Origin of the sequence: Actimicrobium antarcticum (assembly GCF_039536745.1) — a bacterium.
In the GTDB taxonomy this organism is placed as follows: Bacteria; Pseudomonadota; Gammaproteobacteria; order Burkholderiales; family Burkholderiaceae_D; genus Actimicrobium; species Actimicrobium antarcticum.
This window is the reverse complement of sequence record NZ_BAAAZE010000005.1, coordinates 79,060-92,600: the sequence shown is the minus strand read 5'-3', so window position 1 is coordinate 92,600 and position 13,541 is coordinate 79,060. Positions and strand designations below refer to the sequence as shown.

Sequence of the window (13,541 nt, the reverse complement as noted above, 5' to 3'; positions counted from 1 at the left end):
ACAAATCTGACCCAATTGCCCGTGCGTCGCCTTGATATTATGCCGGCGGCAGGGCGAATTGCGCCGAACGCCATTGCTGCCCGCGCTTGTCGATCAGCAGCACATCGACATCCGCCAGCGTCGCTACCAGCGCCAGCGCCTGCCGTGCACCCACCACCATCAACGCTGTCGACAATCCATCTGCTTGCAGCCCGGTTGGGGCCATCACGGTGACGCTGGCCAGCTCGACCGGTGAATCACCGCTGGCGGGATCAAAGATGTGGTGATGCACAAAGTCCGGCGTAAAGACCGTCTGGTAGTCGCCCGACGTGGCCACGCAGCGCCCCTGCATCGGCACCACACTGGTCACTGCCTGTGCATCCCGCGGATCGCGAATGCCCACGGTCCACGCGTGTTGTGCGCTGCTGCGGCCCCGTGCGCCAAACTCGCCGGTATCGAGCAAGGCATGGCGAATGCCGCGCGCATCCAGTGCCGCACGCGCCAGGTCGACCGCGTAGCCTTGCGCCAGCCCATTGAGCGTGATGGCCATGCCGGGCCGGGCCAGTGCCACCTCTTGCGCAGTCGCACTGACGCTCACGCCATGCCAGTCCACCAGCGCCTGCGCCGTGCGACTCTCGTCGTCGGTCGGCAAGCGACCAGCGGCGGCGGCCTTGCTGAACGCCTGCCACAGCGGTTGCACTGTGATATCGAACGCACCGTCGGTCAGTCTGGATAACTGCCGGGCCGCCTCCAGCACCTGCAGCACATGCGGATCAGGTTGCTGCAGGATGCCGGTGCGGTTCAGGATCGCCACCTGACTATCCGCCCGGTGCAAGGTCATCAGGCGATCGACCTGTTTGGCGGCGGCCAGCGCGTCATGGATCGCCAGTTCGGCCTCGCGCTGATTGTCGTGCACCACCTCGATCGTGATGGTGGTGCCAAATGCGAGGTCGGCGCCGATGAACGATTGCGGCCCGCTGCGCTGCACGGTCCCGGGTGACGCTGGCCGATGCAATCCCCAGCCTAACCCGGCTGCAGCGATGCCAAGCCCGAGCCCGCTGGCCATGAATGTTCGTCGTTTCATCACTGCTCCTTCACCGGCTGACCGGCGCCACGTCAATCGGGATGATGCGCGCACGTTTCTTTTCCATGATCAGCGGCGCGCATTTTTCATCGCTCTCGTAAATCACCACGCAATCGAGACACTGGAAGCATTCCTCGTACTGGATTGCCCCGCTCGGTTTGATGGCCTTGTACTCGCAACTGTGACGGCAGGTCTGGCAGGGCGTGCCGCACGCAGCACGGCGCGGCAGCCAGTTCAGGATACGAAAGCGCCCCAGCACCGCCAGCCCCGCGCCAAACGGACACAGGTAGCGACAGAAAAATTTATAGCTGAACATCGACAGCAGCAGCAAGCCGACCGCATACGCGACATACGGCCACGAACGGATGAAGTTGAGCGTGATCGCGGTCTTGAACGGTTCCAGTTCGACCAGCTTGTCGGTCAGCGTGGCCGAGAAAAAAGCGCTGCCGATGATCGCCGCCAGCAGCCCGTACTTGACCAGCTTCAGACGGCCATCCAGCACCGGACGGATCAGCAGTTGCGGGAATTTCAAGGCCTGGCCGAGCTTGCCGGTGAACTCCTGCAGGGCACCAAACGGACAGAGCCAGCCGCAAAACGTACCGCGTCCCCACACCAGCAGCGACACCAGTACGAAACCCCACAGACTCACGCTCATCGGGTCATACAACAGGAACTCCAGGCCGCGTCCGGCCATCAGCGCCTGCACGATGCTGGTCAGATTGACGATCGACAGCTGGCCCTGCGCATACCAGCCAATGAAGCCTGCAGTGAACACCAGAAAGCCGCGCCGGAACCAGATGAAGGCTTGCTCGTGCCGCACCAGTTTTTTCTGCAGCACCAATGCGCAGCTCAGCAGCAGCAATGCCGCCGCCAGCAACGCCAGCTCCCACCAGCGCTGCCACCAGATCGCGCGCCAGGTCTTGTTGTCGGGTTCGGCGGCGACATAGAATTCGGCCGGCAAATTCACGGTGAAGCGCAAGTCGCGGCTGATTTTTTCGGGGTAGACCATGCCCTTATTGCGCGTGACATGCAAAAAGAATTCGAGCGGCAAAGACGGGTCCAGCCCCGACTGGCTGATCACCCGAAAAATCTTGAAGCCGTCCAGCGGCACGCCGGGCAAGGTCACGTCCAGATCCAGATCACGGATTTCAATCGGCAAGGTGCCCTGCTTCAGCGCCAGCCGGTCCGGCACGGCACCGCGCGTGAAGTCATCGCCGACCACGCCGTAGCGTCCCTTCGAGACGAGCATGATCGCGTGGTCACCCGGATCGAGCCGCGCACTCAGCTTGGCCCAGCCAGCCTCACCCAGCAGGTTGCGCCCCACCGTTGGCACCGAGACATAACTGACCTCCATGTCGACAAACGGCGCATCCGGTTGGGCCAGTGCGATCGGGTCCAGATCAGCACCGGCCGATCCGGCATAGGCTTTCTCGATGTCGCGGTTGGCGATCAGCACGGGCTGGATCAGGCCGCGTCGGCGCAGCGCGTCGACCGACATCACCGAATAGGCATCGGTCTTGATCCGCGCAATCAGATCGGGATCGCGGCCCTCGGCAAAGCCGAGCTTCTTGCGCGCGACTTTCAGGGCGGCCGACAAGGCACTCTGGTTAATGATGCGCACCGATGCGGTCGCCTTCGAGACGCCATCGATATAAACATTCGCGCCTTCCTGTTTCGAGCGGCTCATGTTGCCGGTGCTAATCTTGATATTCTGCTTCAGGGAAATCCCCTGGTACTGGCTGACGAACTTGAACATCGGCTCCTCGCCAAGTCCATCGAGAAAGACCGGCTCGTGATGCGACAACACCTTCACATCGACAAACGCACCGGCCGGATCGAGCGCGATCAGCAGGTTCATCGGCACGCCGGAGAAGCCGGGGATGGGGGCAAAATCGATCGACTCGAACACGTAGGCGACCAATTCGGTCGACGTCATGTTCTTCTTGAAAATCGGCCACACCGGCAATGCCGGGTCCTTGTCGCCGACCATGTAGGGTGACGGAAAACGCCTGACCAGTTCGGCCTGCGTCATCGTGCCTGCGCTGGCCGTCAGCGAACACAACAGCACTGCCGCAAACGCAAAAAATCGGAGCAGGCTCCGCAGTATCGTCGTCATGAAACTGATCCTTTGCAACTGGTGTGCCCGAGCAAGCATCATCCCACGCACAGGCAAAAAAGGCGCCGCCTGCCAGAGCACGCGGCGCCAACCACTTCAGGAGGACATTAGAAGAACAGGATGCCACCGAAGGATGCGCCATTCATTTTTGCGGTACCACCGTTGAAGCCTTTCGAGCGGGTTTGACCGAGTTCGGCAGCCAGTGTAATCGCCGGTGTAATCGAGAAGTACACGCCACCCGTGACGTTGCTGTTGGACTCAAGACCGCCGGTGCCGGTGGTGTTGTCCTTGTTTTTGCTCAGGCCGTAATTCAGGCCGACCTTGACCTTGTCGGTGGCTTTGTAGGTACCTTGAAGGAAGTAGTTGGTCGACTTGTTATCACCCTGATCTGCATCGGAAACGATACCCAGGCCGGTGCCGGTCTGGACATTGGCCAGTACACCAAGCGGACCTGCCGAGTACGATGCGCCGAGCTCGACGCCGCGCATCGTGAACGAGGGATACGCCAGCGTCGTGCCTTCAAACTTCTGCCCCTTGGCACCGAGCCAGACCTTTGCACCGGACCCGCCGAAACTGACCTGACCCTGCACTTGCGGTGTCGAGCCGGAATCGTAACCGGTACCGAGCGGGCCATTGGTGACCGGGCTGACCAGCGCAACATCGACCTTGACCCCATTCGACGCGGGCGACGAATACGCCATCATGCCGTAGGTGCCGAGGTAGGAATAACCGGCACCGATGTGGCCCAGCGTCACGCGGTTGGCCTGGGTTGCACGTACCGGTGCGCCAGCGCCCACCAGTGTCATGTCGTTCAGGATGGCGTTCGCGCCAAAAATACCGTAGTCACGACCGAGCTTGACGGTGCCCATCTGCTCGTTACCGAAGCTGAAAAATCCCTGGCGGACATCGACGTTGCTGTTATTACCGACCGCGGTATCGCTGGCGGTGGCCGTCATGATGCCGATCGTTGCGGCGACATCGTACTCGCCCTGCTTCGACTTCACGCTGGTGATCAGGCCGCTAGGCAGCAGACCATTACCGATCGTGGTGCGATCACCGCGACCGCCGCAGCCGAGTGCCCTGCCGCCGAGTGCCAGGCCGCCGACGGTATCGCCGCTGCAGGACACTTGTGTGTAGTACGCATTGACGATCCCGCCGACCGACACGGTCCAGTCACCGGCCTTCAGATCGACCGCCTGTGCGGATGTTGCGCTGGCCAAGGCTGCTACTGCCACGACGAATAATTTTTTCATTTTGTCCCCTCCGGTTTATTGATGTATTTGCTTGTGTGCTTGTCTGACTGAACAATCAGTTGTCGACGAATCAGTCATCGCAAATCGCGTGCCTGTTGTGGTGTCGATGGTTGGGAATGGCTCTGCAGCTGGGCTGGGGGATGTGATACGGTTATTTATCTGGTGTGATTGCTGACGCGGTGCTGATTGCTTTTGATGGCCTGCCTGTGATAATTCGGATCAGTTTGTGTTGTGGTTGTGCATTTTTTGAGCAGGTTCTTTGCGGGTCGCCGCGACGCGCGGTCTGCGGGCTGCGGGCTGCGGTGGCTAAAACGGTTTGCGCTCCGTGGAGGCAAGCCGGGTGCGGCCCGGCAGGTCGTAGGTTGGGCTGCGAAGCCCAACATGCGTCAGGTTGCTTTGCGGGTCGCCACGACGCGCGATCGGCGGTCTGCGGTCTGCGGTCTGCGGTCTGCGGTCTGCGGTAGCTAAAACGGGTTGCGCTCCGTGGAGGCAAGCCGGGTGCGGCCCGGCAGCCGGTCACTTCTTTTTGCTTCGCCAAAATGAAGTAACCAAGAAAAAGGCGACCGCTAGACCGCTGCCCTGCGGGTTCCCAAATACAGTGCCCGGCCAGGGGGAGGGCCGCAAACTCGCTACGCTCAGACAGTGCGGCCCTCTTATCCCCTGCCCGGACACGGTATTTGGCAGCGCTCTTTTATGCGGAATTCAAGGTCAAAACCAAGCCCAGCCTTGGTGATTGATTGATGGCCACGCTCGCTTTGCGCGAGAACGATGGCTTATAAAAGCCTTGTCGATTTTGGTTTTTGACGTTGGTTTTAACGTTGGTTTTGATGTTGGTTTTGATGTCGATGTCGATCACGACGAGGAAGTTTTCTCGCGCAAAGCGAGCACGACCATCTCGCTGGTTTCAAGGCTGGGCTTGGTTTTGACCTTGAATTCCGCATAAAAGGCCGCTGCCAAAAACCGGGTACGGCAAGAGGATCAGAAGCCCGCACTGTCTGAGCGCAGCGAGTTTGCGGGCTTCCCTCTTGCCGTACCCGGTTTTTGGGAACCCGCAGGGCAGCGGTCTTGCGGTCGCCTTTTTCTTGGTTACTGCTTTTTGGCGAAGCAAAAAGAAGTGACCGGCTGCCGGGCCGCCCCCGGCTTGGTCATGACGGAGCACAAACCATTTTAGCTACCGACGACCGCACGCAGTGGCGGCCCGCAACGCAACTTGACGCATGTTGGGCTTCACAGCCCAACAAAACAGCGAAGCAAAAAAAAGTGACCGGCTGCCGGGCCGCCCCCGGCTTGCATCAACGGAGCACAACCCGTTTTAGCTACCGCAGACCGCGCGCAGTGGCGACCCGCAAAGCAACTTGACGCATGTTGGGCTTCGCAGCCCAACCTACGACCCAAAGCCGCAACGCCGCCGCGCAAACAACAAGCTGCACGGCCGATAACCGGCAACCGCCCACCCATCAAGGCTTAACGATCTGCACCCCATATTTGGCAAATATTTTAATCATCTCACCAGACGCGAACAACTCCCCCATCGCTGTATTCAACGCACTGGCAAGCTCGGCGTTGTCCTTCCTGACAGCCAACCCCGCAACCCACCCCTTGCGTGGCAAACGCTGAAACGCCACCTCCCGCATTTCAAAACGCGGGTCGTCACGCAATACCGATTCGATCTCGGACCGGCTGGCGAGTACGCCATCGAGCTCGCCTGCCTTGAGCTTTTCCAGCGCATCGACACCTGTCGGATAAATTTTCACGTCATCGCGATACCGGCCGTTTTCTTCGCCCAGCAACACCATGGCCGAAATCGAAATTTTCTCAACCCCGATTTTTTTACCGGCCATCGATGGCATGCCATTGAATTGCGGTACCGAGGCAATATTGCGCACCAGCCGCACCGAGTCGACGTGGTACGGCGCGAAGATAGTGACCTGCGGCGTCTGGTTCATCAGCAAGGGATCAACCGGTACATGCAGCATGACGTCGGCCGGTCCGTAACCGAGGTAATGGCCTTTCCAGACCATGTTGCGCAGATCATCGCCGAGATTTTCACCGGCAGGAAACGGCAGCAGCGAGAGCTTCAATCCGAGCTTTTCTGCCAGCGCCGCAGCCAGGTCCATGTCGATGCCGGCCCCGCCTTTTTTCGAAAACGGTGCGTAATCATCGTAGACCGCCACACTCAATACACCGGCCTTTCTGATCTTCTCCAGATCAGCATGCGCAGGTGCAGATATCAACCCGAGACAGGCAACCGTGGTCAGTATCGCGATCCGGCTTCTTGAAAAAATAGTCATGAGACAGCCTTCAGGGTGGACAATTATTTGTTAGCCGAGACCACAGGCATGTCGCGCACGGTTTCCAGATACGACTTGATCGACCAGATCGCTTCCTGGCTCAGGATGCCTTCAAACGGTGGCATGTAGACAGCGCCATTGCGCTTTTTTCCGTGACGTACCGAGGTGAGCAGGTAGACATCGTTCTCTTTGTAGCAAGCCTGCTTTTTGGCCTCGTCCTTCTGCGTGAAGCAGTCACGATCGAGTTTGCGCAGGTCGGGGGCAATGCCACCGGAGACCGCTTCGAGGCCGTGGCAACGGGCGCAATTCTGACCGTAGGCCGACGAACCAATGCGGATTGCTTCCTTGTCGCCGCGATAGGGATTTTCTTCGCGCCAGGCTTCGCCCAGCGGTTTCAGTGTCGACGTATCCACCGCTTGTGGCGTGACGTCACCATGGGCAAATGCGGACAGGCTGAACAAGGTGGATGAGACGATGAGAAGTTGTAGGGCAGTTTGCTGGAATGTCGTTTTCATGGGGATGGCCTCGGTGAATGGTGTACCCGGATAACGCAAGGCGCGTGCCATACCGCAATCGCGATAAACCGGATCGATCCATGCAAGAACGTTGCGTCAATTCGGAACAGTGCTACATTAAGAAACAAAACCGGGCAGCATAACGACCCGAAAAAAGAAGGAGACAGCCCCATGCAAGACATTAGCGACAAGCACGCAGCGCTTAGTGCGCAGCTCGGCACACGCGATCAATTAGTCCGGTTACGCGCCATCGCCAGCAAGGAAACGCATGGCACGGTTCCTGCAATTCCCGACAACATCATGATCGAACAAGCCCACGAACGCTCTGCCGGCTACGGCATCCCCAAGTCCGCCACGCCGGACTACAATCCGCTCGGCCGGGCCGACCTGACGCTCGTGCTGGAGCAGAACCGCATGCTGCACAGCCATGCTGCACCGGTGATGGAGACGCTCTACGAGCAGATCATCAACACCCATAACATGGTGATCCTGACCGATGTCCATGGACTGATCATTCATACGCTGGGCGATGCCGATTTTCTGGAAAAAGCCGATAGGGTCGCGTTGACACCCGGCGTGACCTGGTCCGAACAAAGCAAAGGCACCAACGCGATCGGCACTGCCATCGCCGAAAAAGCACCGACCATCATCCACGCCGACCAGCACTATCTGGATGCCAACCGCTTCCTGACCTGCTCGGCAGCGCCGATTTTCGACGTGATGGGCAATGTCGTCGGTGTGCTCGACGTCACCGGCGACCAGCGTAATTTTCACAAGCACACGATGGCGCTGGTGCGCATGTCGGCGCAGATGATCGAGAACCAGTTGTTTGCGGCGGCCTATCAGGATGCGATCAAGCTGAGCTTTCACAGTCGACCGGAATTTCTCGGCACCTTGATGGAGGGGATCGCCAGTTTTACGCCGGGCGGACGCTTCCTGTCGGCCAGTCGCAGCGGCTTGTTCCAGTTGGGATTGCCGATGTCGGCGCTGCAAACGCACACGTTCAGTTCACTGTTCGGCCTGCCGATTTCGGCCTTGATGGACCATTACCGGACGGCCTCGCCGGGCCTGCTTGAACTGTGCATGCATAGCGGTGTGCGGGTCTATGCCAAGTGCTCCGACCTGCGCCTGCCGAACACGAGTTTCCAGCACGCTTCCGGCAACGCGCGTCAGCCAGATGCGGCAGCCGCAGCCGCAGCGGCAGCGTCGGCACCCAGCAGCCACGAACAAAGCAAGGCGCGGCTGTCCAGCCTGCGCTACCTCAACACCGGCGACGAGCACGTCGCTGTCGTCATCGACAAACTCAAAAAAGTCATCGGCCGCGATATCTCGATCCTGATCACTGGCGAGACCGGCACCGGCAAGGAACTGCTCGCGCAAGCCATCCACAATGATTCGCCACGCAAGGCTGGCCCGTTCGTCGCCGTCAACTGCGCCTCGATTCCCGAAACGTTGATCGAATCCGAACTGTTCGGCTACGAAGACGGCGCCTTCACCGGCGCGCGCAAGAAAGGCAGCATCGGCAAGATCCTGCAGGCCAATGGTGGCTCGCTCTTCCTTGATGAAATTGGCGACATGCCGCTGAACCTGCAGGCGCGCCTGTTGCGCGTGCTGCAGGAACGCATGGTCACGCCGTTGGGCAGCAGCAAATCGATTCCGGTGAATGTCGCCCTGACCTGTGCGACCAACAGGAATTTGCGCGACATGATTGCGCGCAATGAATTCCGCGATGACCTGTATTACCGCCTCAACGGACTGGTGGTGCGCCTGCCGCCGCTGCGTGATCGCACCGACCTCGATGTCGTCATCGAGAAACTGCTGGCGGCCGAAGGCAATGGCATCCATTTCACGATCGCGCCGGAGATCATGCAGCTGTTCCGCGTGCACAACTGGCCCGGCAATTTCCGCCAGCTGACCAACCTGATGCGTACGGCGATGGTGATGGCGGGGGCTGACCATGAGATCCGCATGGAGCATTTGCCGGATGACTTCCTCGACGATGTCGCGCTGGCCGTCGCGGTCCTGGAGAAGCCGGCTGGCGCACTGGCCATGAGCGACACGGCCACGCTGGAAGACGTCGAGCTTTCCATGATCCAGCAATCACTGGCAGCGCATGATGGCAATGTTTCGGCCACGGCACGGGCGCTGGGCGTGTCGCGCAATACGATTTACCGGAAAATTCATCCCTGAATTGGGTGGGCTTGCGGTTGCTAAAGCGGTTGCGCTCCGTTGATGCAAGCCGGGGGCGGCCCGGCAGCCGGTCACCTCTTTTTGCTTCGCCAAAAAGCAGTAACCAAGAAAAAGGCGACCGCAAGACCGCTGCCCTGCGGCTTCCCAAATACCGCGCCCGGTCAGGGGGAGGGCCGCAAACTCGCTGCGCTCAAACAGTGCGGCCCTCTTATCCCCTGCCCGGACACGGTATTTGGCAGCGATCTTTTTATGCGGAATTCAAGGTCAAAACCAAGCCCAGGGTCGTAGGTTGGGCTGCGAAGCCCAACATGCGTCAGGTTGCTTTGCGGGTCGCCACGACGCGCGGTCGGCGGTCGGCGGTCGGCGGTCGGCGGTAGCTAAAACGGGTTGCGCTCCGTTGATGCAAGCCGGGTGCGGCCCGGCAGCCGCTCACTTTTTTTGCTTCGCCAAAATAAAGTAAGCAAAAAAAGGCGACCGCTAGACCGCTGCCCTGCGGGTTCCCAAATACCGTGCCCGGTCAGGGGGAGGGCCGCAAACTCGCTGCCCTTGCAGGGCGCAGATCCGCTTGCAAGCGGATCCCGTTCCGCAGGCGGATCGCATGCGATCCGAAACCCCTGCTACACCTCAGACAGTGCGGCCCTCTTATCCCCTGCCCGGACACGGTATTTGGCAGCGGCCTTTTATGCGGAATTCAAGGTCAAAACCAAGCCCAGCCTTGGTGATTCGATCATGGTCGTGCTCGCTTTGCGCGAGAAAGATGGCTTGTAAAAGCCTTGTAGGTTTTGGTTTTTGACGTTGGTTTTGACGTTAGTTTTGATGTCGGTTTTGATGTTGGTTTTGACGTTGGTTTTGATGTTGGTTTTGATGTTGGTTTTGAGGTTGGTTTTGAAGTCGATGTCGATCACGACGAGGAAGTTTTCTCGCGCAAAGCGAGCACGACCATCTCGCTGGTTTCAAGGCTGGGCTTGGTTTTGACGTTGAATTCCGCATAAAAAGATCGCTGCCAAAAACCGGGTACGGCAAGAGGATCAGAAGCCCGCACTGTCTGAGCGAAGCGAGTTTGCGGGCTTCCCTCTTGCCGTACCCGGTTTTTGGGAACCCGCAGGGCAGCGGTCTAGCGGTCGCCTTTTTCTTGGTTACTGCTTTTTGGCGAAGCAAAAAGAAGTGACCGGCTGCCGGGCCGCCCCCGGCTTGCATCAACGGAGCGCAACCCGTTTTAGCCACCGCAGACCGCGCGCTGTGGCGACCCGGAAAGCAACTTGACGCATGTTGGGCTTCGCAGCCCAACCTACAAAACTGCTTTTTGGCGAAGCAAAAAGAAGTGACCGGCTGCCGGGCCGCCCCCGGCTTGCATCAACGGAGCGCAACCCGTTTTAGCTACCGCAAGCCACAAACAGCGGGCAGCGGACCGCAGACGGCTGACGGCTGACGGAGGACGGTGAGCCGCCAACCTCGCCGGAAGCCTGACGCATGTTGAACTTTGCAGCGCAATCTACAACTCGGCAACGACGCGACAATGGCTGGATGACGTGACGGATGTTCACGCCTTGGCTCGCCGTAGACGCTTGCACCACGCTCACTTTCAAACAAAAAAAATGGCCAGCGGATTTCTCCACTGACCATTTTTCAGCAACCCGGATAACGCCAGCACGGCGCACCCGGACAACGCCTTCAACTTATTTCGATGCGACCTTGGTCGATCCGGCCAACTTGAACACCCAGACCGAACCACCCTGCTCAAGGTAGTTGACCTTGGCAGCCACGTCACCGCCCCACAGCGGCACTGCACCACCCCAGCCCGATACGACTGCCACGTATTGCACACCACCATCCATCCAGGTGATCGGAGGCGCCACGACGCCAGAGCCGGTCTGGAATTTCCAGAGATCTTTGCCGGTGCGTGCATCGACTGCTTTCAGGAAGCCTTCAGGCGTACCGTAGAACACCAGGTCGCCGGCGGTGGACATGACACCACCCCACAGCGGCGCGACGTTCTTGTTTTCCCAGACGATCTTGCCGGTCTTTGGGTCCATCGCGCGCAGTGCGCCGATGTAGTCGTCGTTAACGGTCTTGATTGTGAAACCGGCGCCCAGGTAAGCGGCACCTTTTTTGTAGCCGACCGGCTCATTCCAGATTTCCATGGCCCATTCGTTGGCAGGCACATAGAACAGATTGGTCTTCGGGCTGTACGCCATCGGCATCTGGTTTTTGCCACCGAGGAAGGAAGGTGCAGCGTAGACCGTTGCGCCTTTCTTGCCATCGGTACCCTTGGTCGGATCGCCAGGACGGCCAGCTTCGATGTAGTTCGGACGACCGGTTTTCAGGTCGATGCTGCTGGCCCAGGTGATTTTCTTGACGAACGGAAAAGCGTTTTCGAGCTTGCCGTTTTTCGCATCCATCACGTAGAAAAAGCCGTTACGGTCAGCCTTGCCGCCCATGCGCTTGCCGCCCATGTCGAAGGTGATGAACTCGTTGACGCCATCGTAGTCCCAGCCGTCATGCGGCGTGGTCTGGTAGTGCCACTTGATCTCGCCAGTCATGACGTCGAGTGCCACTGTCGATGACGAGAACAGATTATCGCCCGGACGCAGATGGCTGTTCCATGGCGACGGGTTACCCGTACCGAAGTACGCCAGACCGGTCGACTGATCGTAAGTGCCGCCCAGCCAGGTCGCCGCGCCGCCGGTTTTCCAGAGTTCGCCAGGCCAGGTGGCGTTGGTGGTGCCGGAGATGCCGATTTCGGTTTTCTTGCCATCCTTGTCGTACTTGTAGCCCATGTGGCCTTCGACGGTCGGACGCATCCAGACCAGTTTGCCGGTCATCGGATCACGCGCTTCAACCCGTCCGACCACGCCGAATTCGCCACCGGATACGCCGGTGAGCAACATGCCCTTGGCGATCAGCGGTGCCGCCGTGTTGGAGTAGCCGGCTGCGTAGTCATCGATCTTTTCTTTCCAGACCACGTTACCGGTGGCCTGATCCAGCGCGATCAGCTGGGCATCGAGGGTGCTGAAAATGACCAGGTTGCCGAACAGCGCAGCGCCGCGGTTGACCACGTCGCAGCAAGGCATGATGCCTTCCGGCAGGCGGTGTTCGTACTTCCAGATCTTGGCCCCGGTCTTGACGTCCAGCGCATAGATACGCGAGTACGAACCTGTCACGAACATGCGGCCGTTGTACACCACCGGTTGTGATTCCTGACCGCGCTGCTTTTCGCCACCAAACGAGAACGACCATGCCGGCACCAGGCCAGCAACGGTTTTGGTATTGAGCTGGGTCAGCGACGAATAGCGCTGGCCTTCGGTTCCCATTCCGTACGACAGGACGTCGTCGCCCGACTTGGCGTCGTTGACGATCATGGCATCCGTCACGCCTGCGGCTGTCGCCGACATGCTCGACAGCGCGCTTAACACTAGTGTCCCCAACAATTTCTTGTACATATGCTCCTCCGGTTATTGAAACGCGATCAGGTTGGCAATCGGTCTGTGCCGATCAAATCAAGCCTGATGCTGTATAGGCAAGCGGCGTGCCATCGATTGACGGCGGAAAACAGACTGAATTCATCCGAAAACCACCACTTTGCGCGCAACCTGTTGCGTCAAAAAAGTTCACTGTTGCAAAACAATACAACCCGCAGAACAGCACAACGCTATCCTGCCTCGCATCATGGTCGCTGCAAGACGATGCTCTCCAGCGCCGTGTTTTCGTCATTCGAAAACAGCCGCGAGCGCGTCAAAAAGCGCTTGCCGGTGCCGTTATCCAGCGAGAACATGCCACCCATTCCGGCCACCACATCGATGATCAGCTGGGTGTGCTTCCAGTACTCGAACTGGTCATGCCCCATGTAGAACGGTGTCTGGTCCAGATTACCGAGATAGACATCGTTATCGCTGATCGGAAACTCGCCCTGCGCATACAGCAAGGGCGAACTGCCATCGCAACATCCGCCTGACTGAAAGAACATGACCGGTCCGTATTTTGCGCGCAGCGTCGCCAGTAATTCCAGCGCACTGTCGGTCGCGATGACCCGATCGACTCTGTTGCCTGTCATGATTTCCTCGCTATGAAAAAACCGCCCGGGCTGATGCTGTCAGGCCGGGCGGTGATGGTGTC

Annotated in this window: 10 protein-coding genes; 3 read left to right on the top strand and 7 right to left on the bottom strand. The window is 59.2% G+C overall.

Translation table 11 applies throughout. From position 1 onward, the window contains the following. Positions 1-37: 37 nt before the first annotated feature. The 3 genes from ABD720_RS03305 to ABD720_RS03295 all read right to left on the bottom strand — a co-directional run bounded on the left by ABD720_RS03305 (position 38) and on the right by ABD720_RS03295 (position 4,432). The gene (locus ABD720_RS03305; protein ID WP_344761797.1) at positions 38-1,063 is read right to left on the bottom strand and encodes an FAD:protein FMN transferase; all 1,026 of its coding nucleotides are present in this window, start codon (positions 1,061-1,063) and stop codon (positions 38-40) included. A 10-nt stretch (positions 1,064-1,073) separates the two neighbouring features. Next, the gene (locus ABD720_RS03300) at positions 1,074-3,179 is read right to left on the bottom strand and encodes a 4Fe-4S binding protein (RefSeq protein WP_344761796.1); all 2,106 of its coding nucleotides are present in this window, start codon (positions 3,177-3,179) and stop codon (positions 1,074-1,076) included. A gap of 107 nt (positions 3,180-3,286) precedes the next feature. Then, positions 3,287-4,432 carry a porin gene (locus tag ABD720_RS03295; RefSeq protein WP_344761795.1) on the bottom strand — a complete coding sequence of 382 codons (1,146 nt, stop codon included), beginning with the start codon at positions 4,430-4,432 and terminating at the stop codon, positions 3,287-3,289. Positions 4,433-5,216: 784 nt separating this feature from the next. On the opposite strand from ABD720_RS03295, the gene ABD720_RS03290 reads away from it, so the two are divergent. Next, a complete protein-coding gene (locus ABD720_RS03290; RefSeq protein WP_344761794.1) occupies positions 5,217-5,375 on the top strand; it encodes a hypothetical protein in 159 nt (52 codons plus the stop codon). Between the two features lie 514 nt (positions 5,376-5,889). On the opposite strand, the gene ABD720_RS03285 is transcribed toward ABD720_RS03290, so the two are convergent. After that, positions 5,890-6,723, bottom strand: coding sequence for a substrate-binding periplasmic protein (locus ABD720_RS03285; RefSeq protein WP_344761793.1), 834 nt, complete (start codon positions 6,721-6,723; stop codon positions 5,890-5,892). Between the two features lie 23 nt (positions 6,724-6,746). Continuing rightward, positions 6,747-7,238, bottom strand: coding sequence for a cytochrome c-550 PedF (pedF, locus tag ABD720_RS03280; RefSeq protein WP_344761792.1), 492 nt, complete (start codon positions 7,236-7,238; stop codon positions 6,747-6,749). A gap of 300 nt (positions 7,239-7,538) precedes the next feature. On the opposite strand from pedF, the gene ABD720_RS03275 reads away from it, so the two are divergent. After that, positions 7,539-9,428 carry a sigma-54-dependent Fis family transcriptional regulator gene (locus ABD720_RS03275; protein WP_344762313.1) on the top strand — a complete coding sequence of 630 codons (1,890 nt, stop codon included), beginning with the start codon at positions 7,539-7,541 and terminating at the stop codon, positions 9,426-9,428. A gap of 782 nt (positions 9,429-10,210) precedes the next feature. Continuing rightward, positions 10,211-10,420 (top strand): hypothetical protein, encoded by a 210-nt coding sequence (locus ABD720_RS03270; RefSeq protein ID WP_344761790.1) that lies wholly within the window; start codon positions 10,211-10,213, stop codon positions 10,418-10,420. Between the two features lie 684 nt (positions 10,421-11,104). Here ABD720_RS03270 and ABD720_RS03265 read toward each other — a convergent pair. Both ABD720_RS03265 and ABD720_RS03260 read right to left on the bottom strand, forming a co-directional pair. Next, positions 11,105-12,868 (bottom strand): PQQ-dependent methanol/ethanol family dehydrogenase, encoded by a 1,764-nt coding sequence (locus ABD720_RS03265; RefSeq protein WP_344761789.1) that lies wholly within the window; start codon positions 12,866-12,868, stop codon positions 11,105-11,107. Between the two features lie 224 nt (positions 12,869-13,092). Then, positions 13,093-13,479, bottom strand: coding sequence for a DUF779 domain-containing protein (locus tag ABD720_RS03260; protein WP_344761788.1), 387 nt, complete (start codon positions 13,477-13,479; stop codon positions 13,093-13,095). Between the last annotated feature and the right edge of the window lie 62 nt (positions 13,480-13,541).

Excerpts from the sequence above, each read along its gene's own strand:
- ABD720_RS03305 (WP_344761797.1), bottom strand. The coding sequence starts at position 1,063 with ATGAAACGACGAACATTCATGGCCAGCGGGCTCGGGCTTGGCATCGCT.
- ABD720_RS03300 (WP_344761796.1), bottom strand. The coding sequence starts at position 3,179 with ATGACGACGATACTGCGGAGCCTGCTCCGATTTTTTGCGTTTGCGGCA.
- ABD720_RS03295 (WP_344761795.1), bottom strand. The coding sequence starts at position 4,432 with ATGAAAAAATTATTCGTCGTGGCAGTAGCAGCCTTGGCCAGCGCAACA.
- ABD720_RS03285 (WP_344761793.1), bottom strand. The coding sequence starts at position 6,723 with ATGACTATTTTTTCAAGAAGCCGGATCGCGATACTGACCACGGTTGCC.
- pedF (WP_344761792.1), bottom strand. The coding sequence starts at position 7,238 with ATGAAAACGACATTCCAGCAAACTGCCCTACAACTTCTCATCGTCTCA.
- ABD720_RS03275 (WP_344762313.1), top strand. The coding sequence starts at position 7,539 with ATGATCGAACAAGCCCACGAACGCTCTGCCGGCTACGGCATCCCCAAG.
- ABD720_RS03265 (WP_344761789.1), bottom strand. The coding sequence starts at position 12,868 with ATGTACAAGAAATTGTTGGGGACACTAGTGTTAAGCGCGCTGTCGAGC.
- ABD720_RS03260 (WP_344761788.1), bottom strand. The coding sequence starts at position 13,479 with ATGACAGGCAACAGAGTCGATCGGGTCATCGCGACCGACAGTGCGCTG.